This is a genomic window from Pseudomonas fragi, assembly GCF_002269505.1.
Lineage (GTDB): Bacteria > Pseudomonadota > Gammaproteobacteria > Pseudomonadales > Pseudomonadaceae > Aquipseudomonas > Aquipseudomonas fragi_D.
The window spans coordinates 97728-118385 of record NZ_NQKQ01000003.1; the positions used below are offsets into that span (position 1 = coordinate 97728).

The window sequence follows — 20658 nt, forward strand, 5'->3', positions numbered from 1 at the left end:
TAAACGGGCGGCAATAAATGCAGTAAAAGTTAGTACTGGTGGAACTGAAAGTGTGTAATGGACGGCCCGGGTTTTATTGATAAAAAGCCCGTTTAATTTATGCCTGACAAGCGCTTACACTTATTTAAAAAGCACGGGCGTGCCGATGGGCCGTTTATTTTTCAAGCGTGGCCTCAGGGCGGTTTTATGAGCAAGCTCAGGCAGATGGAAGTTTTTGTGGCCGTGGTCGAGGCCGGCAGTTTTGCCGACGCGGCAGTCCGGTTGGACATGTCGGCGGTGATGGTGGGGCGCCATATTCAGAGCCTTGAAACAGCGCTCAACAGCAAGCTGATTCAACGAACTACCCGCCGCCAGTCGGTGACAGGCGAGGGGCGGCTGTTCTATGAAGAGTCGAAAAAGGCCCTCGAACAGATCAAGTACGCCTGGAACCGGGTCCAGGCGTCCACTGGCAAGCCGGGCGGGCTGCTGCGCATGACGGCGCCCATGACCCTGGGCGTCACGCTGGTGGGGCCGCTGGTGAACGAGTTCATGCAGCTGTACCCGGACGTGCAAGTGGAGCTGATCCTCAGCAACGACGTGGTGGATTTGCACGAAAGCTCATTTGATCTGGGTTTCAGGATATCCGAGCTGATTGAGGTCAACCTCGAATCAAGGCCGCTGCCACCGTACCGAATGGTTATTTGCGCGGCACCCGGGTACCTGCAAGCGCACCAGGTGCCGCAGACGCCGGAGCAGCTGGACCAGCACCGAATCCTTACCCACACCTCATGGACCAACCGTTTCGCCTGGCCCTTGCAGCACGGTAATAAAACCATGCCCTGGCCCGATCACGCGGTGCTCAGAAGCAACGACGGCCAGGTCCTCCTGCAAGCGGCCATCGCCGGCAACGGCATCTTGATGCAACCCGACTTTCTGGTCGCCGATGCCCTGGCCAGAGGCGAGCTGGTAACCATCATGGATGCCTGTGTGCCGGCACCCAAACCGGTACAGATGGTCTATCCACGCAGCAAAAAAACACTGCCCAAGCTCAATGCCTTTGTGACGTTTATTGTCGAGCGTTTGCAGTCGGCATGAGCTGGCGGGATGCCGGGAGAGCGAGCCTGCTCGCTCCCACAACAAAGTCGCTACAAGGCCAAAGCCTTACTCTTTGCCAACAGCATCCGGCAGGGCATAGGCAATGATGTAGTCGCCCACGTCAGGCGAGTGGCTCATGCCGCCTGCCGAGATGACCACATACTGCTTGCCCGTGGCCGGCGACTTGTAGATCAACGGCGCCGCAACTGCACCCACTGGCAAACGGGCTTTCCATACTTGCTTGCCGGTTTTGGAGTCCAGCGCACGCAGGTAGTAATCCTGGGTGCCGGCAAAAAATACCAGCCCGGATGCGGTCGACGTCGGCCCGCCCAGTGTCGGCATGCCCAGCGGAATCTGCAGATGAGTCTTGATCCCCAAAGGCCCGGTGTCCTGAACGGTACCCAACGGCACCTGCCAGACCAGTTTACGGGTGTTGAGGTCAATCGCACTCATGCTGCCAAACGGCGGGGTGTTGCACGGCACGCCCAGTGGTGACTGGAGGATGTCGATTTTCACCCCACCATAAATCCCGGCGACCTGTGGGCGGATGGTGCCCATAAAACCCGGAACCTCATCGGTCGAGACTTTGAATTTTTTTGTCTCTTCCTTGGTCACCAGCGCCATGCGCAGTGGCATGCGCATGTCATTGACGAACATCATGCCGGTGTTCTCGTCAATGGTAATACCGCCCCAGTTCATGCCGCCCAACAAGCCTGGCCATTCGATATACGGCTTTTCGCCAGGAGGCGTGAACGGACCCAAATAGACCGAATCCTTGAACATGATCCGGCAATACAGTTGGTCAAATGTACTGACCCCCCACATGGATTTCTCAGTCAGTGGTTCGGCGCCAATCATCGGCATACCGGTCGAGAATGGCTGGGTCGGCGACAGATGCTCGCCTGCGGCTGCAGGTGAAGTGGGTACTGCACGCTCCTCAACCTCGGTGACCGGCTGCCCCGTGCGACGGTCCAGCACAAAGATATTGCCGGTCTTGGTGGTCTGGATCAGCACCGGGGTTTTTACCCCTTGGGCATTTTTGATGTCATACAGCACAGGCTGCGAGGGCAGGTCATAGTCCCAGACATCGTGGTGTACGGTCTGGTAAACCCATTTGGCTTTGCCGGTCGAGGCATCCACAGCCACTACGGCCGAGCCGTATTTTTCCTTGGCCTGGTTGCGGTCACCGCCCCAGTAGTCAGGCGGGCCGTTGCCGGTAGGCAGGTAGACCAGATTCAGTTCCTTATCGTAGGTCGGAATGGTCCAGACATTGGGTGTTTCCAGGGCAAACTGGTGATCCGCGTCTGTCACGTCCTGGTTTTGCGGCGCACCGACGTCCCAGGCCCAGACCAGCGCACCGTTCAACACATCGAATGCACGCACGGCACCGGAAGGCTCACCCGCCACAATGTCACGCACCCAGCCGCCAACCACGGTGAGGTGGCCCATGACCACCGGCAGGGAAGTCGGGTGGTAGCGCTTGCTGTTTTCCGTTGGGCCCATGCCTTTTTTCAGGTCAACGTAACCGTTGTCGCCAAAGTTCGGGCACAGATTGCCGTTATGGGCATCCAGGGCAAACAAACGCGCATCGACAGAAGATACAAGGATGCGCTGACGGCACTGCTGCTGATCGTTGTACGACGCTTTGACCGTTGCACTCAGCGTGTCGTCTTTGTCGATGTCGTAATAGCCCACGCCGCGGCAAGTCACATGCTCTTCGCTTTTGGCATGCGGGTCGAATTTCCACAGCGGCTTGCCGGTATCGGCGTCAAGGGCGGTGATCAGGTTTTCCGGCGTGCAGGAATACAACACATTGCCGATCTGCAGCGGGGTGTTTTCGTCCACACCTGCGCCCGCACCGGTAGTGCGCCGGCCAGTCCGGTAGATCCAGGCAACTTGCAGGTCCTTGACGTTTTGCGGGGTGATCTGGGTGTAAGGCGCAAAGCGCGTGCCCGAGGCATTGCGGCCAAAGAACTCCCAGTTTTGCTCAGCCGGTGATGGCTCTGCGGCCTGCGCCGGGTCAGACGCAGCAACAGGGTTGGAGATAGCTCCGTGGGGGTAAAACGCTGCGATCAAGGTGGCGATCAACGCCACGAACACCACAACACCGCTGCGGTTGGCCGCACGCCGGGTGTTCAGGGGCATGCCTGGCAAGGCCGCGCCGACCCACAAACTGAGGGTCAGGATAATGGCCGGCACGACCAGGCGTGGCAGCAGTTCCCAATAGCTGAACTGACCCACTTCATAAAATGCCCACACGCAAGTCGCGAGGAAAATGGCCACCGAAAGGCTTATGCCGATGCGCTTGCGCAATAAAAACAGGACCGCCAGCAGCAAATAAGCCAGGCCCGCGATCAGGTAGTAACTTGATCCTCCCAGAGCCATCAGCTTGAACCCGCCATACATCAGGGCCAGCGATACGGCCAATACCAGCAGGGAAAAAAGCACCCGCGCAATAGTGCCAGCGGGGCGCTGTTTACTGTCCGTCATGTTGTTAAATGCTCCTTGGTTGATACACAAATATCGGTCTTCAATAATCAAGAGCAGTTTATGCGGATGTTTTTTTCGATAAATCCGCAGGCCTGAGAAACATTGTTGGTAAAGCAGCAACAATCCGTTAATTGATCGCACGCATCAACGAACATGAAATTTCGCCCGCAAGCGTCATTGGCCGCTGAAAAAATCCCCTGCAGCCCTTAATCTTGACGTCTTTGTTTTGTGCGCGGATTGCCCATGTCTTCAACTGTCGACGGCTTGCCCAGTAACAAACGCCTGCCCGCCGTGATCGCGATCTCCCTGGGGATCGGCATGGCGACCCTCGATACGGCCATCGTCAACACGGCCTTGCCAACCCTGGCCGAAGGTATCGGTACTGACTCGGCCTCGGTGATCTGGGTGGTCAACGCCTATCAACTGGCGACCATTGCCGCGGTGCTGCCGTTTGCTTCGCTCAGTGACGTACTGGGCCATCGCCGGGTATTTCTTGGCGGCCTGCTGGTGTTTATCGTGGCTTCACTGTTCTGCGGGCTGGCCTGGTCGCTGCCCACGCTGACGGCGGCACGGGTGGTGCAGGGCCTGGGTGCGGCCGCGATCATGAGCGTGAATATCGCCCTGTTGCGGCATATTTACCCGGCGAAAATCCTCGGTCGGGGACTGGGCTACAACTCGCTGGTGGTGGGGTTGGCCTTTACCCTGGGGCCGACCGCGGCGTCGGCCATTCTGGCGGTGACCACCTGGCATTGGCTGTATCTGATCAATGTGCCGCTGGGGTTGCTGGCGGTTGTGCTGGGCTTGCGCTCGTTGCCGGAAATTCCCAGAAGCGGGCACGCCTTCGACCGCTTGGCCGCGATCTTGTGTGCCGGTTTGTTTGCCTTGCTGGTACTGGGGCTGGGTTCGGCGGTACATGGCGCCGAGGGCGATTTAAGCCTGGGCCTGGTCGCAGTGGCACTGGCATGCGGGGTGTGGCTGATGCGACGTCAGGCCGATCATCCGGCGCCGATGCTGGCGATTGATCTGTTCAAGCGGCCGCTGTTTGCCTTGTCGTCATTGACCGCGATTTGCGCGTTTTGTGCTCAGGGGCTGGCGTTTGTGTCGTTGCCCTTCTTGCTGCAAACGGCGTTGGGCCACAGCCAGGTGGCTACCGGGTTCTTGATGACGCCGTGGCCGGCGGTGGTGGCGGTCATGGCGCTGATCGCCGGGCGCCTGGCCGACCGCGTTTCGCTGGCATTGCTGTGCGGTATCGGTCTGTTGATGTTGAGCGCAGGCATGGCGGCGCTGGCGTTATTGAGCGACGGCGCTTCGAGCTTTGATATCGGCTGGCGCATGGCGTTGTGCGGTGCTGGTTTCGGGTTTTTTCAGTCGCCCAATCTCAAGGCGATCATGACCAGTGCGCCGCTGGTCCGCAGTGGCGGTGCCAGCGGCATTGTCGCGACGTCGCGGTTGCTGGGGCAGACGCTGGGCGCGTCACTGGTGGCGCTGTGTTTTCATCTGTCTACCGGCAGCGGCCCGCAGTTGGCGTTGTGGCTGGGGTGCGCTTTTGCTCTGGCGGGTGCGCTGGCCAGCGGTCTGCGTCTGCTGCAGAGCTCCGATCGTGATTGATGTTCAGGATGCTCGCTGCCAAAGCAAGTGTCAGCCCATAACGTGGCATCGCACCCGCTGATGCTCACCGCCACGCATCAGCTGCGGCCGTTGGCAGCCGTCTCCGCTTGAGCCACAGCGCTCCAGAAAGAAGCACCCCTCGGGTAGCTGGCGGTTGCCGGGCAATTCGGTCGGCGCAGCTACCTGTTCAGCCCGCAAGGGCACGCCCAGCCGCGGAACAGCTTCGAACAGCAGGCGTGTGTAAGGGTGGCGCGGCTGGTCGAGCACCTGGGCGGCGCTGCCCAGTTCGACGATCTGCCCCAGGTACATCACCGCCACGCGGTCGGCCATATGGCGCACCACCGAGACGTTGTGGGAGATCAGGATATAGGTGAGGTTACGCGCCTGCTGCAATTCGGCCAGCAGGTTGAGGATCTGTGCCTGCACCGAGATATCCAGCGCCGAGGTCGGTTCGTCGAGGACGATGATGTCCGGGTCCGATGACAGTGCCCGGGCAATGGCGATGCGTTGGCGCTGGCCACCGGAAAACTGGTGGGCAAAACGGTCCAGATACTCCGGGCGGATACCTACTTGAGCCGCCACTCTGGCGGCAATGCTGCGCATCTGTTCGTTCGAGCGCATGCCCCGGGCGTACAGCGGTTCGGTGATGATGCGCCAGATCGGCAGGCGCGGGTTGAGCGACGATTGCGGGTCCTGGAATACGATCTGCACGTTGCTGCTGCCTTCACCTTGGCTGCCATTGGCCCACTTCAGTTCACCGCTGCTGGGTTTGAGCAGGCCCATCAGCAACTGTGCCAGGGTGCTTTTGCCACAACCGGACTCGCCGACAATGCCCAGGGTTTCACCGGCCCGTACCTGCAGATCGATGCCATTGAGCGCGTGAGCATAGCCACGGGGGCGGCCCAGCCAGTCGTTGCTGACAGGGAAACGCACGCGCACATCGCTCAGTTTGAGAATCTCGGGGGCGATTACGCTGGCGGGGTAAATCAGCGCACTGTTCATTACGAAAGCTCCTGTTGCGGCAACCAGCACGCACTTTTGCGTTGGTCGTCCAGGTTGATGGCGGTCAGCACCGGGCGCTTGGCGCACACTGGCATGGCATGTACGCAGCGCTCGGCGAAGGTGCAACCGGCGGGCAGGCGTGACAGGTTGGGTACTTGCCCCGGGATGGTCAGCAATGGCTGGCCCGGCTCGACCATCTCCGGCAGGCCGCTGAGCAAGCCCCGGGTATAGGGATGCTGCGGGTTGTTCATCACATCGGCGGTAAGGCCCTGTTCCACCACTGCACCGGTATACATCACATAAACCCGGTCGCAGAACTGCGACACCAACGCCATGTCATGGGTGATCAGCAGAATCGCAGTGCCTTTTTGCCGGGCCTTTTCGCGCAGCAGCAACAGCACCTGGCGTTGTACAGTCACGTCGAGGGCTGTGGTGGGCTCATCGGCGATCAGCAGTTGTGGCTCGCAAGAAAAAGCCAGGGCAATCATCACCCGCTGGCGCATCCCTCCCGACAGCTCGAAGGGGTAGCTTTCCAGCACCTGCTCGGGGCTGGCGATATGCATATCGCGCAGCAGGGCGACAGCCTTGGCATGGGCCGCGGCAGCACTGATTTTCTGGTGGTGGATGATCACATCGAGCATCTGCCGGCCGATACGACGGGTCGGGTTGAGGGCGGTCATGGGCTCCTGGAAGATCATCGCGGCATCGCGGCCACGGATTTTCAGCAGGTCCTTTTCGGCGGCATTGAGCATGTCGCGGTTGAGCATGCTCAGGCTGCCGGAGGTGATGCGATAGCTGCGCTCGGGCAGCAGGCGCATGCTCAGCATGGCGGTCACCGACTTGCCCGAGCCGGACTCGCCGACCACACCGACAATCTCGCCGGGGTTGACGTGCAGCGACACGCCGTTCAATGCCTTGACGCTGCTCTTGTAGGCCGGGAATTCAAGGCTCAGGTTGTCGATGGCCAGTACGGGTTGCGAATGAGTCATGGTCATTTCCCCTGTTGCCGCGGGTCGAGCAGGTCGCGCACGCCATCGCCCAGCAAATTGAAGCCGGTGGCGGTGATCAGGATCGCCAGCCCCGGAAAGGTCGAGTACCACCAGTTGTCGAGGATGTAGTTGCGCCCCGTGGCGACCATCGCGCCCCATTCCGCTGTGGGCTGTTGCGCGCCCAGGCCGATAAAGCCCAGGGCCGAGGCCATCAGGATGGCGCTGCCGATATCCAGGCTCAGTTGCACCAGCAAGGGCGGCATGGCGTTGCGCGCCACATGCCAGTGCACCATGTGCCAGCGCCGGGCGCCGAAGGTTTCGGCGGCCTTGACGTAGCCCATCTGGCGGATGCTCAGGGCCTGGCCGCGGGCCAGGCGCACATAGGACGGGATCCGTACCAGTAATGGCCAGCATGGCGTTGAACAGGCTGGCACCCAAGGCCGCGGCCAGGGCCATGATCAGCACCAGCGATGGTACCGACAGCATGATGTCCATCAGGCGCATGGTCAGGGCGTCGAAGCGTCCGCCGATCACTCCGGAAAAACAGCCCAGCAGGCCGCCGATAAAGCACGAGGCAAAGGCCACGAACAGGCCGACACCCACCGATTGCTGGCTGCCGTACAGCACCCGGCTGAACAGGTCACGGCCCACTTCGTCGGTGCCGAACCAGTGTTCGGCGGAAGGTGGCGCCAGGCGCTCGGCAAGATTCAGGGCATTGGGGTCGTGACTGGCCAGCCACGGAGCGAAGATCATGCACATCACCACCATCAGGGTGATCAACAGGCCGGCCATGGTCAGCGGGCTGCGGCGGATCTGGTAAGCCAGGTAGGTGAGTTTTTCACGCCATTGCGGGCTGTGTGTTGCGCTCAAGGGTACCGACATTTCAATTCACCTCGCCGATACGCGGGTCGATCACCCGGTACAGCAGATCGATGGCCATGTTCAGCAGTACATAGATAAACGACACCAGGATGGCGAAGCCCATCACCGCCGGGAAATCCAGGGACTGGATCGACTTGACCACATAGGCACCCATGCCCGGCCAGGCGAATACGGTCTCGGTCAGCACCGCGCCGTAAAGCAGGTCGCCCAGGGTCAGGCCCAGCACGGTCACAGACGGAATCAGCGCATTGGGCAGGGCGTGGCGCAGGATCACGGTCCATTTCGACAGACCATAGGCGCGGGCGGTGCGAATATAGTCTTCGCCCAGCTGGTCGAGCATGGCCGAGCGGATCTGCCGCGAAATCACCCCGAGGGTCACAAAACCCAGGGTGGCTGCGGGCAGGATCAAATGCTTGAGCGCATCGACAAACAGGCTGAAGTTGCCCGCCAGCAGCGAGTCAATCAGGTAGAAGCCGGTAATGGTCGACGGTGGTGTCAGCCCTTCGGACAGGCGCCCGCCACCGGGCAGCCAGCCCAGATGGCCGTAGAACAGCACAATGGCGCCCAGGCCCAGCCAGAACGCCGGGGTGGAGATACCGGTCACGGCCAGGGTGCGGGCAATCTGGTCAATGGCGCGGTTGTGGTACACCGCCGACAGCACACCCAGCGGCACGCCGACCACAATGGCGAGAAACAACGCCACCAGGGCCAGCTCCAAAGTGGCCGGGAAAAACGCCTGCAAGTCTTCCAGCACCGGGCGATTGGTGCGGATCGAGGTGCCCAGGTCGCCCTGCACCAGGTCGAGCACGTAACGGCCGTATTGCTGGTACAGCGGCAAATCCAGCCCCAGTTGATGGCGGATGCCGGCCACCAGCGCATCGCTGGCCCGGTCACCGGCGATCAACCGGGCCGGGTCGCCGGGAATCAGGTGGGAAATGGTAAAGGTAATCAGCGAGACACCGAACACGACCAGTAACAGGCCAAGCAGGCGCTTGCGCAACAACGTCAGGAAGGCCATAGGGCACCTCAGTCACTCTAACGACAGAAATCCAACGCCATGCGCGCCATCGCTGGCGCGCACGCAGCAGCAGGTTTACTTGCTCATGCTGCCCAGGTTGAACACCTGTTCGAGCATCGGGTTGAACACATAGCCCTTGACCGAGTCACGCATCGGCAGGGTGTAGCTCTTCTGATAGAGGTACACGTAGGCACTGTCGTTAAGCACGGTTTTCTGCGCCTGCTGGTACAGCTCGGTACGCTTGGCGGTGTCGCTGGTGGTGGCGGCCTCACGGATCAGGGTGTCGACCTGGGGGTTGCTGTAGAACGAGCGGTTGCCCTGCAGGCCCTGCATTTTTGAGTCGAACCAGAAGTTCATAAACATGTAGGGGTCGGCGAAGTCCGGGCTCCAGGTGCCGACGGCGATGTCGTAGTCGGCCTGGCCGACACGTTCGCGCAGGGTGGCGTTGGCGGTCTTTTCCAGCTTGAGGTTGATGCCCAGGGGCATCAGTGCCGCTTGCAGGGTCAGGCCGATCGGTTCCCAGTTGGCGTCCTTGTCCGAGTACACGTAGCTCAGATGGGTGATCTTTTTCGGCACCTTGGCCAGGCTGTCGGCGGCGGCCTGCATATCCTGTTTCATGGCCGGCAGCGAGCTGTCGTAGGCCCACATGCCGTCCGGGATCGGCCCGTTGAGCAGTTCGGCCTTGCCCTTGAGAATGCCCTTGACGATACCGTTGTAGTCCACCGCCTCGGTAATGGCCCGACGCGCATCGACGTTGGTCAGCGGGCCTTGCTTGTTGTTCAGGTACAGGTAGGTGACGCGCAGCGACGGGTACTCTTTGACCACTACGCCCGGTTTGCTGGCGAGTGAACCCAACTGGTCTTCGGGCATGTCTTCGATGATGTCCAGATCACCGCGCTCCAGTTGCAAGCGGCGTACCGAAGGTTCGGCGATGATTTTCAGGACCACGGTTTTCAGTTCAGGCTTGGCCCCGGCGTAGTGGGGGTTGGGCTCCATGGTCAGGGACTGGCCTTTCTGCCAGCTGGCCAGGCGGTAGGGGCCCGAGCCTGCGGTATGGCTGGAGAGCCAGGCGTTGGCGTCAGCGCCCTTGTTGGCCACCAGCGGGTTGACGATGGACGCGCCGTTGTGGGCCAGGGTGAACAGGAAGGGCGCGAACGGCGTCTTGAGGGTAAAGCGGATGGTCTGCGGGTTGACCACCTCGACCAGCATGTCTTCGGGGAATGCACCGGACGGCCCTTGCTTGAGGGTCATCAGACGGTCGAAGGAAAACTTGACGGCATTGGCGTCCACCTCGGTGCCGTCATCGAACTTGTTGCCGGGCTTGAGCTTGAATTCCCAGACCAGATTGTCCGGGGACACCGTCCAGCTTTCGGCCAGGTCGCCCTGGACTTCGGTGCTGCTTTTTTCGCCGTCGGTTTTGTAACCCACCAGGCGCTGGTACGACGGGTAAGTGATGGTCCAGTCGTTGTTGTCGAACGTCACGGCCGGGTCGAGGGTCTGCGGGTCGGCGGGCTTGCCGATGATCAGCGTGTCCTGGGCGGTGGCAGCGGTTGCGGCTTGCCAGGCGCCAAGGCTGAGGGCAGCGCAGAGCAGGCTCGGCAACAGTGTACGGGTGCGCGAAGCGGTGGTGCGGGTCACGGTGTGTAAGAGGGTCATGCCGGTTTCCTTCAACATTGGATGTCTGGAAGTAGGTTTATTTTTGGAATCTATAACCGGGCAGTAGCAGGTAAAGCTGTGCAGCCTTTTTGTTGTTGTGTTCAAACCGTCTCGGTGGCCTCGAAACTCTGTGGTTTCGTGGGCCGGCTTACGCGTTGATCAAGGGGTAGTCGTCAGCATCGGGCAACTCGAAATGCCACCATTCCGTGGGAATGGCCTGAAACCCTGCGCTGAGCATGATCCCCAGCAACAGCAGGCGATTGCGCTGCACGTTCACCGGCAGGTCGGGGTAGAACTGATGGGACTTGTCATGCATCGCGTCGAACGCGGTGCCCATGTCCAGCGGTTGGTCGTTGCCGTCCACCAGGGTCAGGTCCACGGCAACCCCGCGACTATGGTGCGAGCCCAGGTGCGGGTCGCGCACATAGTCGCCGTTGGGCAAGGCTTCCCATAACAGGAACTGCGCGTAGGGCGGGCGATAGGCGTCGTAAATCCGCAGGCTGTAGCCCGCCAGGCTGGCCAATTGGCTGGCCTTGAGCAAACAGACGGCGGCATCGCGGTGCAGCATGCAGCGGTCGGTGGGGTAGATGATTTTGCCGGCCAGGTTGTCGGCCGTGGCATAGATCATCTCGATCTGCACCTGATACTGCTCGGCATCGATATCAACGAGCGGGCTTGGGTATGCAACGCTTTGATTCACACAAACACTCCAGTGGTGATTGGTTTCGGGCGACAGGCTCAGCCTTCAAACTGGCCGAAGGCTTTTTGCAGTTGACGGTTTTTCGCCAGGCGCGCATCCAGGTGCTCGCCGTATTTTTCTGCGACGGCAGACACCATCAGGTTCAGCAGGCACGCCAGGGGGGCCGGGGAATCCCAGAACTGGCCGACATCGGTTTTGATCTGCAGCAGGTCCAGCGGGTAATCCCGGGCCCAGGGGCATTGCAGATCGGTAATCAGGGCCAGCGGCAAATGGTGCTCGACAGCCGCGTCACAGAAGGTCTGGGTCACGCTGGAGTACGCGCGAAAGTCGGCAATGATCGCGTAGGGGTTGGTGAACCCGGAATTCAGGGTTTCGGCATAGATACCGGACAGGCCGTCGACGTAATAGACCTTGGGCCGGATGTACTCAAGGTGACTGTGAAAGGCGGTGAGGATGCCGCGGGTGGACTGAATGCCGAGGATAAACACGGCATCGGCCTGGTGAATACGCTGCACGATGCGGGCAAAGGTTTCGCTGCGGGCCAGTTCATAGACCTGCTGGATGGCCTCGATTTCACGGTGCATGGAGCGCTCAAGGGCGTCGTCGCTGCTGTTCTCGGCACGAAACGCGCCAATGCGGTCGGTGATCAGCCAGGAGGTGGGTGCCTCGCCGCGCAGGCTCTGCTTGACCTCATCGAGGTTCTGGTAACCCAGCGAGCGCAAGAACCGCCCCACGGAAATACCGGTAGTGCTGGTCTGTTGCGCGATGCTGTCGGCAGACTCGAACGGCAACTGCTGCGGATTACCCAGCAAGTAACTGGCGATGCGCTTGCCGGTGGGGGTCAGGTTGGAAAACTCGTGTTCCAGCAACTGAAGAAAACTGTTTTTTTCCAGGGACATAAGAGCACGCCAAGAGTGTTTCTGTTATTGGCGTGTCATTTACGCGCCTTGTGTTAGCAACATAACATTTGTTTTCGAAGCAACACAATGCCTTTTCTGCGGGGTGCGTGGTTTTCAGGTAAGGGGTGTTATTTGCGGGCGTAACGAGCGCCGTGGGCGCTCGTCAAGGCAGTCAGAGTGCCATGACCATTTCATGCCATGCCATGCCTCCATGTTCGGAGGGCGAGGGCTGAACGTATTCATAGCCCATTTTCGCGTAGAGCTGGACATGCTGCTCTTTGCACATCAGGTGGATGGTTGCTTTGCCCTGGCTGCGCATCTGCCCGATAAACTCGTTCATCAGCAGCCTGGAAAAGCCTTTGCCCTGATGTGCGGGGGCAACCACCACGGACATGATCACCACATTGGGGGCCACGGGATCATGGCCGACCAGCTCCTTAAAAGCTTCATCCGACATCACGACAGAATGGGCGCAGCCGCTATTGATAAACCCGACGACTTCACCCGCCTGCTCAAGAATCAGAAATCCCTGGGGGTACTGGGCGATGCGCGTGGCAATCTTCGCTAGCGTGGCGGCTTCATCACCTTCGTAGGCTGAAATCTCGATTCGATAACAGCTTTCGGCGTCCTGGGGCGTTGCCTGTCTGAAGAGGGGCATGGCTCAGCTCTCGGAGGACGGGGTTGCGTCCTGTTCAGCTTGCTCGGCCAGCTTGAGGCGGTCAGCCTTGCTGATATACGGGTTCTTGTTCTTCGGGGCCAGCTTGGCGTTGGCCTTCTTGGCATTGGCCTTCAATATCTGGTTGATTTTTTTACGACGGTTCATGGTTGCTGCTCGGTGTGTGGGGCGTAGGGCGGTGATTTTACAGGGGTTGTGTTTATTGTCTGAAAAATTTCACATCGAGCCCCGGATTGAGTTTTGCACTCTGTAGTCGCTGCCGAGGAACGAAGGCTGCGATCGAGGACTACGTCCTCGCAAAACCGGTAATGCACTGGCGTGACTACAAATAACTCATGGTAAAGGTCATGGACGTATTGGCGGTGCCGAACCCCAGCGGTTGATCTTCGAGGTGAATATAGGCGGCGCTCAGCGGAATCTTGAAGTCGCCGCCCTGTACATCGTAAGCGCTGAAAGCATGCGCCTTGTCCAGAGCCAGTGGGGTGCCATCGCCATCCATTCGATATCCGGCGTATCGCCGAACAGGGTCATGCCGAATCAGCCCCCCCACGCATGCTCGACAGGCATATCGTGCAGTATCAAACGATATCGTCGATGAGTATGTGATGCAGACCGCGGCTGCACTGCTCGATGCGCGCCTCAACCTGGTATACGTTGCGCAGCATTTGTTTGGTAATTACCTCGTTGCTTGGGCCGCTGCCTTGAGTGGTGCCGTCCGCGATAACTAGCACCTGATCGGAAAAACGCAGTGCCTGGTTCAGGTCGTGAATGGCGATGAACACAATGACCTCGCGTTTGCGGGCCAATTGGCGCATGAAGTCCAGCACCTGCACCTGCCGATACATATCGAGGGCGCTGGTTGGTTCGTCCATCAGTAGAATTTCCGGCTCGCGCACCAGCGTTTGTGCGATCGAGACCAATTGTTGCTGACCTCCGCTCAATTCGCCGAGGTTGCGCAACGATAGTCCCGTGATGCCCAACGCCGCGAGAATCTCTTCGACCCGGTTTAATTCGTGGTCGTGTACGACCCAACCCGGTGTCAGTTGTTTACGCGCCAGTAGCACTGATTCGTAGACCGTCAGCCGGGCACTGGCATTCAAACCCTGAGGCATATAGCTGATGCCCTGAGCGCCTTTTTTTGAGTCTTGCAGGATGACCTGCCCGGGGCCATCGATCAGGCCGGCCATGCGTTTGAACAAGGTCGACTTGCCTGCGGCATTGGGCCCGATCACCGCGACCACCTGACCACCGAGAAAAGTCGCGGTCGTGACACCGCGAATGATCTCGCGCTTTCCGTAACGGGCACCGAGATTGTCCAGTTGAAGCGTTACCATGAATTTTTCTTCCCGCCGAGAATCAAGGATATGAAGAGCGGCACGCCGATCAGCGAGGTGACGACCCCGATGGGGAATATCGCGCCCGGTATCAGGGTTTTGCTGACCACAGAGCTCGCCGACAGAATCAACGAGCCGGCCAGCAACGAGGCCGGCAAAAAGAACCGTTGGTCTTCACCAATCAGCATGCGGGCGATGTGCGGGCCAACCAGCCCGATGAATCCGATGGTGCCGACAAAGGCCACCGGAAACGAGGCAAGCAGGCTGACCATGATCAGCGTCTGAAATCGCAGGCTGCGCACGTTGATGCCAAAACTGGCGGCCTTGTCATCGCCCAGTCGCAGGGCAGTCAGGGCCCAGGCGCGTTTGGCGAAGACCGGCAGGATGATGAGAATGACCAGGCAGATCACCCCGAGCTTGGGCCAGGTGGCCTTGGTCAGGCTGCCCATCGTCCAGAACACCACGGCGGCCACGGCTTGCTCGGTAGCGAAAAACTGCACCAGCGCCAACAGCGCATTGAACGTGAACACCAGCGCAATGCCGAGTAGCACGATGGTTTCGGCGGTGACGCCGCGACGCATGCTCAAAAAGTGGATCAACAGCGCTGACAACATGGCCATGATGAACGCGTTCAATTGCACCATGAACTGAGCTGCCAGCGGAAACAGCGCTACACCGAACGCCAGCCCCAAAGCCGCACCAAAACTGGCGGCGGCGGAAATGCCCAACGTAAACGGGCTGGCCAGCGGGTTGTTGAGGATCGTCTGCATCTGGGCGCCAGCCAGCGACAACGCCGCGCCGACGGCGACGGCCATCAGGGCCACCGGCAGGCGGATGTCCCACATCACCACGCGCACTTGCGGTGAAGCGCTGTCTGGCGAGAACAGTGCGCCGAGCACTTCGCGCAAGCTGTAACTCGCCGGCCCCAAAGCCAGGTCGAGCAATACGCTGCACAACAGCAAGATCACCAGCCCGATGAGAATCAGGCGTTTACGCAGCACCAGGCGACGATAGGTTTCGCGCTGGACGACCACGGCGTCGGTCAATGAGCTCATGGTTTTACCTCAGGCTGGCGCAAGCTGACAAAGTAACCGGACTCATAGGGCACCGGCAGGAAGCGCTCATGCAGTTCGCGAAATGACGCGTCCGGATCCAGATCGGCAAACAGCGTCGGATGGAACCATTTCGCCAATTGCTGGATGGCCACGAACTGGTAGGGGCTGTTGTAGAACTGATGCCAGATGGCGTGAAAGGCGTGATCATCCCGAGCCTTGATCCCGGCGTAGGCTGAACGCTGGGTGTACCAGGCGAGTTTTTTCCTGGCTTGCGCCATGTCCGCACCCGGGCCGACACCGACCCAATGGCCGCCGGGGGCGAAGGCTTCCCAGTTGGCGGTGGTGACGACAACATGCGCCGGGTTGGAGACGACGACTTGCTCGGGGTTCAACTGGCCGAACGTGGTGGGAATGATGCGGCGGGCGATGTTGTTGCCGCCGGCCATATCGACGAACAGTCCAAAGTTTTCGTTGCCGAAACTCAAGCAGCAATCATCGGTGTAGCCTGCGATGCGCTCAATGAATACGCTGGGGCGGCGCGGGTGTTGTTTCTCGATGACGTCGGTCACGCGACGAATCTGCTGGTTGCGAAAATCGATGAAAGCTTCGGCGCGTTGCTCTTTGCCGAACAGCTGGCCGAACAGGCGCATGGTCGGCTCGGTGTTCTGGATCGGGTTGTTGCGAAAGTCGACGTAAACCACTGGGATGCCCAAGGCGTCGAGCTTCTCGGTGTAGCGCGCATCTTCGGTCGCATGCTGCGCTTCAATATTGAGGATGATCACGTCGGGGCGCTGGGAGATGGCTTGCTCGATATTGAAGGTGCCGTCTTCAAACCCACCAAAGGTGGGGATTTTTGCGATGCTGGGGAACTTTCGCAGGTAGGCAGCGTAGGTGTCCGGGTCCGACTGGATCAAATCCTTGCGCCAGCCGACGATGCGCGCTATGGGGTTTTGTGTGTCTAGTGCGGCGACCAGGTACAACTGGCGGCCTTCACCCAGAATCACGCGTCTGACCGGTAAATGCACCTTGACCTTGCGTCCCAGCAGATCGGTCACCTCGGTGAGCACCGGATCCGCGTGTGCGGCGAGCACGCTGCGCGGTGCAAGGGAAAGCACTACCAGGCTCAGCAGTCCTGCCAGTAGCAGCGCAGCGAACGAGTGGCTGCGTCGATCAAAAGTCACCATGGTCAAAGCCTTTTGCAAAAGCCAGAACGGTCAACGGCTTATACCGCTGCCGGGCTGAACGTTTCAGAAGTCGACAGTTGCCGACAGTAATAAGGTACGCGGTGAGCCTTGGGAGAACGCGCCGTAGGAGGCAACGCCCGACCAGTACTCGTGGTCGAGCACGTTTTGTACGGTGGCGCGAAACGTGGTCGGTCGTTCATCGATGCGGGCGGTGTAACGCGCGCCGACATCGAAGCGGGTCCAGTCATCCAGTTGCTGGGTGTTGGCCTGGTTCACGTACTGGCTCCCGGTATGAATCGCCCCACCGGTGAGCGTCAGGCCTTCGACCCACGAGGTATCCCATTCGGCCCAGAGGTTGGCCTGCACCTGCGGCACGCCGACCGGTTTATTGCCTCGGTTGGCGGCAACCCCGGTATTGGTCAACTCGGCATTGAGCAGGGTCACGCCACCGAGCAGCCTTGTGCCTGGGGCGACTTCGCCGAACACATTCAGCTCCAGCCCGCGGTTGCGCTGTTCGCCCTGCACCGAAAACACACCGGATACCAGTTCGCCACTGGGTTTGTTGATTTGGAACAGGGCAAATGTCGAGGTGAACGTGCCGTTGTCGACCTTGACCCCGAGTTCCTGTTGCCTGGAGACATAAGGGGCAAAGATCTCGCCGGCGTTCGACGCGGCGGAGGGCGCGATGTCACCTTTGCTGAGGCCTTCGACATAGTTGAAATAGAACGAAACGTAGTCCCAGGGTTTGACCACCACACCGAACAGCGGCGTGGTTTTGCCGTAGTCGTGAGAGGTGGTGACCGTGCCGGACGCGTTGTAGTTATCGGAGTTGATGTTCTGTTTGCGCAGGCCGATCGTTACCTGAATGCGCTCATCCAGCACCAACAGGGTGTCGGCGAGGGCCACGCCGGTCAGTTCGCTCTCGGACACTTTGAGCATGTCCGGCTTGGGGATGGCGGGTTCCGGGCGATCCACTGGGTGATAGATATTCGACAGCATGGGCGGTCCGGAAATGATCCCCCGGGACAGTACATCCCGATAACGGCTGACCTGCAGGGCTGTCCTGTGACTGAACGGCCCGGTGTCGAAGCGCAGGCGTGCACCGGCGTCGACGGTGTAGCGCTCGACTTCGAATTTGTAATAGCCGGGAACCGATGAGGTGTCGCCGGCCGCGTTGATGATGGTCGGCGTTTGGTCGGACATTCGTGCGACGTCCGATTTTCCACCACCCGCGTGGGCGAACACGGTCAACGCCTCGCTGAGGTCGTATTCGCCGCTGAGCAGGGTCGATTTGTCACGGGTTTCGGACCTGCCCCATGCCTGGCTCACGTTTGTACGGCCATTGGCGGCGGAGGGAATGTCCACGGCCGAGGCGATCAGAAACGGTCGCGAGGCGGCATCGAAGTGTTCTTTCTGGTTGAGCCAGTCGAGGGTGGTACGCAGTTGTTCACCCAGATAGTCGATGGATATGGCGCCGATATTGATGTGACGGGATTGATCGTCGATCGCTGTGTTGCCCTGCTGAGTGCTGCCGTTGATGCGCACGCCGAACCGGCGCTCCTCACCAAAGCGTCGGCTGACATCGAGGTGGCCACCGATCTGCGAATCCAGGGCATAACTGGCGGTGAAACGGGCCAGGTCCTCATTGAGGGAGCGCTTGGGCACGACGTTGATGACGCCGCCAATCGAGTTGTTGGGCGACATGCCGTAGAGCAGGGTGCCGGGGCCTTTGACCAGCTCGATGCGCTCGGCGTATTCGGTGAATACCCGGTAGTTGGGCGCCACTCCGTACACGCCGTCGAACGCCAGTTCGCCGAGGTTGCCTTCACCAACCGGAAAACCGCGGATGAAAAACGAGTCGACAATCCCTCCCGTCTGTCCCGTGGAGCGTACCGATGAGTCGCGCTCCAGCACATCGCCGACGGTGACGGCCTGCTGATCCTTGATCAGCGTCGAGGTGTAGGTGCTGACACTGAAAGGCGCGTCCATCACATCGGTGTTGCCCAGGATGCCCAGGCGCCCGCCGTTGGCGACCTGACTGCCGAAATACACGGGTGGCAGGGCATCGGTGCGTTTGTCGGTGCCGATGACGGCCGTTTCATCCAGCGTCACCCGGCGTTGCACCAGTGTGTAGCTGCCGTCGCGGTGTAACACCATGTCCAAGCCACTGCCCTCCAGCAAGCGAGAGACCGCCGCTTGGGTGGAGTAGTTGCCGACCAGTCCGGGGCTGATCAGGCCTTCGGTCAACGATGGCTGGAACGACAGCGCGATGCCGGCGTCCACGGCAACGCTCGACAGGGTCGCGCCAAGGGGGGCGGTAGGAATGTCATAGGCATGGACCGCGACAGAATCCAGTTGCGCAGGCACGAAAGCCGAGGCAAACGGGCACATGGAACCGCTCAGGACAAGGCTTAGCACCGCACTGCGAAAAACTGGGCTGAACTGACGATCCGGGCGCAGGAGGCGTGCAGCGAACATGAATGGATGAACCTATAAGCAGGACGAAAAAGTACCTCTTCTCCCTTGCCAGTCGAGATCAAAAAAAGTATCACCTGTGCGCACTTTTTTTGGCTCAGGCCGGGGAGAGCATGACCCAGAAGCTATTCAAGTGGCCGCTGACGAGGATCGGATAGGTCTGCGCCAACATGTTCAACGTGCGCTGGGTGTCGCTGATCGGATAGGCACCGGAAATGCGCAGATCGGCAATTGCCGGATCGAGACGCACGAAGCCATGGCGATAGCGGGTCAGTTCGGCGACGAAATCGGCCAGGCGCATCTTGTCGGCCATCAGCATGCCTTGGGCCCAGGCGCCGATGTTGCGATCGGTGGCGGTGACCAGGCCAAAGGTGTCGGCCGAAAAGTCGGTGCGTTGTCCGGCATTGATGATTGATGGCGATCTCTGGTGATTGTCGGCAAGTTCGACCTGCACCGCGCCTTCCAGCACAGCAAGGTGAGTGCATGACTGCAGATCTCGAACGGTGAACCGGGTACCCAGTGCCTGCATCCGGCCCTGGCGGGTGCTGACCAGAAAAGGCCGCGTCAGCGGGGAAATGTCCGGCGCGGTCTGCACCAGTATTTCGCCTTCGCGCAGGTGGATGAGCCGTTGGTGGACATCGAACAGTACGTCGATGGCGGTATCGGTGTTCAGGGTGATGTGTGAGCCATCGGCCAGGGTCAATTCACGTCGCTGGCCGACAGACGTGCGATAGTCGGCCGACCACTGCCGGGACTCTGCCAGTTTCCAGCTGCCCCAACCGGTCGGCAGGATCGCCAGAATCATCGCCAGTTTGCCCAGCGCTTCGCGACGTTGCGGGCTGCTTGGGCGATCCAGTACCGACATCGCCAGTGACGGTGGCAGGCCGCCAAATTTGCTCTGCAATAACTGCGCGCGCGCCCAGGCACGACCACGCTCGGGCGTGCTGACTTTCCAGCATTCCCATTCGGCACGTTCAGTGTCACTGAGTTCGCCCTCACTCAAGCGCATCAGCCAGTCTGCAGCTTCTTCAAGGGCTTGGTGATCGGGATGCAGCTTTTGGCGGCGACTGAGCATTTACTCCACCAACAACAGGCATTGGACGAAGGCTTGCTTCATGTAGCGTTTGACGGTGATCAGTGACACCCCCAGTTGCTCGGCGATGTCGTCGTATTTCAGGCCGCTGATCTGCGACAGCAGGAAGGCACGCTTGACCAAAGGCGGCAGGGAATCGAGCATTGCATCGATTTCGTGCAGGGTCTCCAGCACCATGAAACGCAATTCGGGCGAAGGCACTTCGGGAGCGGGCAAATGGGCGAGGACATCCAGATAGGCACGTTCCAGTGCCTTGCGTTGGTACCAGTTGATCAGTATGCCCTTGGCCACGCAGATCAGGTACGCGCGAGGTTGTTCGATGACAGTGACCCGGGAGACGAGGATACGGGTGAAGGTGTCCTGCGCCAGATCCGCCGCATCCATGGCGCTCCCCAGTTTTTTCCTCAGCGTCGTATACAGCCAGCCGTGGTGGCCGCTGTACAGGGCTTCGATCGCGCGCAGGTGATCGTTGTTGTTCGCGGGAAGGGTTTCGCTCATGGCTGCAGACCTCAGTGCAATTGAG

The 20658-nt window shown here is 60.1% G+C and carries 18 protein-coding genes and 1 pseudogene; 2 read left to right on the forward strand and 17 right to left on the reverse strand.

Annotated features, from left to right (window positions below; genetic code table 11):
- The first annotated feature begins 186 nt into the window (after nt 1–186).
- The gene (locus tag CJU81_RS04300) at nt 187–1074 is read left to right on the forward strand and encodes a LysR family transcriptional regulator (RefSeq protein ID WP_176464796.1); all 888 of its coding nucleotides are present in this window, start codon (nt 187–189) and stop codon (nt 1072–1074) included.
- A 66-nt stretch (nt 1075–1140) separates the two neighbouring features.
- Here the strand turns inward: CJU81_RS04300 and CJU81_RS04305 are convergent, their stop codons facing one another.
- Nucleotides 1141–3564, reverse strand: coding sequence for a membrane-bound PQQ-dependent dehydrogenase, glucose/quinate/shikimate family (locus CJU81_RS04305; RefSeq protein WP_095035633.1), 2424 nt, complete (start codon nt 3562–3564; stop codon nt 1141–1143).
- 243 nt (nt 3565–3807) lie between these two features.
- Here CJU81_RS04305 and CJU81_RS04310 point away from each other — a divergent pair, with 243 nt between their 5' ends.
- A complete protein-coding gene (locus tag CJU81_RS04310; RefSeq protein WP_095035634.1) occupies nt 3808–5172 on the forward strand; it encodes an MFS transporter in 1365 nt (454 codons plus the stop codon).
- A 30-nt stretch (nt 5173–5202) separates the two neighbouring features.
- Here the strand turns inward: CJU81_RS04310 and CJU81_RS04315 are convergent, their stop codons facing one another.
- The 16 genes and pseudogenes from CJU81_RS04315 to CJU81_RS04390 form a co-directional block, all read right to left on the reverse strand.
- Nucleotides 5203–6174: an ABC transporter ATP-binding protein gene (locus CJU81_RS04315; protein WP_095035635.1), complete on the reverse strand. Its 972-nt coding sequence runs from the start codon at nt 6172–6174 to the stop codon at nt 5203–5205.
- The gene (locus CJU81_RS04320; RefSeq protein ID WP_095035636.1) at nt 6174–7163 is read right to left on the reverse strand and encodes an ABC transporter ATP-binding protein; all 990 of its coding nucleotides are present in this window, start codon (nt 7161–7163) and stop codon (nt 6174–6176) included. Before CJU81_RS04320 ends, CJU81_RS04315 begins: the two co-directional genes overlap by 1 nt.
- A 2-nt stretch (nt 7164–7165) precedes the next feature.
- Nucleotides 7166–8045, reverse strand: a pseudogene (gene ddpC, locus CJU81_RS04325) (D,D-dipeptide ABC transporter permease).
- Nucleotide 8046: 1 nt separating this feature from the next.
- Nucleotides 8047–9063: an ABC transporter permease gene (locus tag CJU81_RS04330; protein ID WP_086797274.1), complete on the reverse strand. Its 1017-nt coding sequence runs from the start codon at nt 9061–9063 to the stop codon at nt 8047–8049.
- A 75-nt stretch (nt 9064–9138) separates the two neighbouring features.
- Nucleotides 9139–10719 (reverse strand): ABC transporter substrate-binding protein, encoded by a 1581-nt coding sequence (locus CJU81_RS04335; protein ID WP_095035637.1) that lies wholly within the window; start codon nt 10717–10719, stop codon nt 9139–9141.
- A gap of 148 nt (nt 10720–10867) precedes the next feature.
- The gene (ddpX, locus tag CJU81_RS04340) at nt 10868–11419 is read right to left on the reverse strand and encodes a D-alanyl-D-alanine dipeptidase (RefSeq protein ID WP_095035638.1); all 552 of its coding nucleotides are present in this window, start codon (nt 11417–11419) and stop codon (nt 10868–10870) included.
- Between the two features lie 38 nt (nt 11420–11457).
- Nucleotides 11458–12318, reverse strand: coding sequence for a MurR/RpiR family transcriptional regulator (locus CJU81_RS04345; RefSeq protein ID WP_095030835.1), 861 nt, complete (start codon nt 12316–12318; stop codon nt 11458–11460).
- A 172-nt stretch (nt 12319–12490) separates the two neighbouring features.
- Nucleotides 12491–12976, reverse strand: a complete 486-nt coding sequence (locus tag CJU81_RS04350) for a GNAT family N-acetyltransferase (RefSeq protein WP_095035639.1) — start codon at nt 12974–12976, stop codon at nt 12491–12493.
- A 3-nt stretch (nt 12977–12979) separates the two neighbouring features.
- Nucleotides 12980–13141, reverse strand: a complete 162-nt coding sequence (locus tag CJU81_RS04355; RefSeq protein WP_095035640.1) for a DUF2986 domain-containing protein — start codon at nt 13139–13141, stop codon at nt 12980–12982.
- A 175-nt stretch (nt 13142–13316) separates the two neighbouring features.
- Nucleotides 13317–13493 carry a hypothetical protein gene (locus CJU81_RS04360; RefSeq protein WP_254924770.1) on the reverse strand — a complete coding sequence of 59 codons (177 nt, stop codon included), beginning with the start codon at nt 13491–13493 and terminating at the stop codon, nt 13317–13319.
- A gap of 79 nt (nt 13494–13572) precedes the next feature.
- Entirely contained in the window at nt 13573–14328 is a 756-nt protein-coding gene (locus CJU81_RS04365) for an ABC transporter ATP-binding protein (RefSeq protein WP_095035641.1), read from the reverse strand.
- Nucleotides 14322–15383: a FecCD family ABC transporter permease gene (locus CJU81_RS04370; protein WP_095035642.1), complete on the reverse strand. Its 1062-nt coding sequence runs from the start codon at nt 15381–15383 to the stop codon at nt 14322–14324. Before CJU81_RS04370 ends, CJU81_RS04365 begins: the two co-directional genes overlap by 7 nt.
- On the reverse strand, nt 15380–16567 hold the full coding sequence (locus CJU81_RS04375) for an ABC transporter substrate-binding protein (RefSeq protein WP_095035643.1): 1188 nt from the start codon (nt 16565–16567) through the stop codon (nt 15380–15382). The genes CJU81_RS04370 and CJU81_RS04375 overlap by 4 nt, the downstream gene beginning before the upstream one ends.
- A 63-nt stretch (nt 16568–16630) precedes the next feature.
- On the reverse strand, nt 16631–19045 hold the full coding sequence (locus tag CJU81_RS04380; protein ID WP_095035644.1) for a TonB-dependent receptor: 2415 nt from the start codon (nt 19043–19045) through the stop codon (nt 16631–16633).
- Between the two features lie 94 nt (nt 19046–19139).
- Complete coding sequence (locus tag CJU81_RS04385) at nt 19140–20117, reverse strand: FecR domain-containing protein (protein WP_095035645.1); 978 nt, start codon at nt 20115–20117, stop codon at nt 19140–19142.
- Nucleotides 20118–20633 carry a sigma-70 family RNA polymerase sigma factor gene (locus CJU81_RS04390; protein ID WP_095035646.1) on the reverse strand — a complete coding sequence of 172 codons (516 nt, stop codon included), beginning with the start codon at nt 20631–20633 and terminating at the stop codon, nt 20118–20120.
- Nucleotides 20634–20658 lie beyond the last annotated feature (25 nt).

Bases quoted from the DNA above. Each gene is read 5' to 3' on its own strand.
- CJU81_RS04310 (WP_095035634.1), top strand. From the start codon at position 3,808: ATGTCTTCAACTGTCGACGGCTTGCCCAGTAACAAACGCCTGCCCGCC.
- CJU81_RS04335 (WP_095035637.1), bottom strand. From the start codon at position 10,719: ATGACCCTCTTACACACCGTGACCCGCACCACCGCTTCGCGCACCCGT.
- CJU81_RS04365 (WP_095035641.1), bottom strand. From the start codon at position 14,328: ATGGTAACGCTTCAACTGGACAATCTCGGTGCCCGTTACGGAAAGCGC.
- CJU81_RS04315 (WP_095035635.1), bottom strand. From the start codon at position 6,174: ATGAACAGTGCGCTGATTTACCCCGCCAGCGTAATCGCCCCCGAGATT.
- CJU81_RS04355 (WP_095035640.1), bottom strand. From the start codon at position 13,141: ATGAACCGTCGTAAAAAAATCAACCAGATATTGAAGGCCAATGCCAAG.
- CJU81_RS04385 (WP_095035645.1), bottom strand. From the start codon at position 20,117: ATGCTCAGTCGCCGCCAAAAGCTGCATCCCGATCACCAAGCCCTTGAA.
- CJU81_RS04380 (WP_095035644.1), bottom strand. From the start codon at position 19,045: ATGTTCGCTGCACGCCTCCTGCGCCCGGATCGTCAGTTCAGCCCAGTT.
- CJU81_RS04370 (WP_095035642.1), bottom strand. From the start codon at position 15,383: ATGAGCTCATTGACCGACGCCGTGGTCGTCCAGCGCGAAACCTATCGT.
- CJU81_RS04375 (WP_095035643.1), bottom strand. From the start codon at position 16,567: ATGGTGACTTTTGATCGACGCAGCCACTCGTTCGCTGCGCTGCTACTG.
- CJU81_RS04350 (WP_095035639.1), bottom strand. From the start codon at position 12,976: ATGCCCCTCTTCAGACAGGCAACGCCCCAGGACGCCGAAAGCTGTTAT.
- CJU81_RS04305 (WP_095035633.1), bottom strand. From the start codon at position 3,564: ATGACGGACAGTAAACAGCGCCCCGCTGGCACTATTGCGCGGGTGCTT.
- CJU81_RS04330 (WP_086797274.1), bottom strand. From the start codon at position 9,063: ATGGCCTTCCTGACGTTGTTGCGCAAGCGCCTGCTTGGCCTGTTACTG.
- CJU81_RS04390 (WP_095035646.1), bottom strand. From the start codon at position 20,633: ATGAGCGAAACCCTTCCCGCGAACAACAACGATCACCTGCGCGCGATC.
- CJU81_RS04360 (WP_254924770.1), bottom strand. From the start codon at position 13,493: ATGGATGGCGATGGCACCCCACTGGCTCTGGACAAGGCGCATGCTTTC.
- CJU81_RS04345 (WP_095030835.1), bottom strand. From the start codon at position 12,318: ATGTCCCTGGAAAAAAACAGTTTTCTTCAGTTGCTGGAACACGAGTTT.
- CJU81_RS04320 (WP_095035636.1), bottom strand. From the start codon at position 7,163: ATGACTCATTCGCAACCCGTACTGGCCATCGACAACCTGAGCCTTGAA.
- CJU81_RS04300 (WP_176464796.1), top strand. From the start codon at position 187: ATGAGCAAGCTCAGGCAGATGGAAGTTTTTGTGGCCGTGGTCGAGGCC.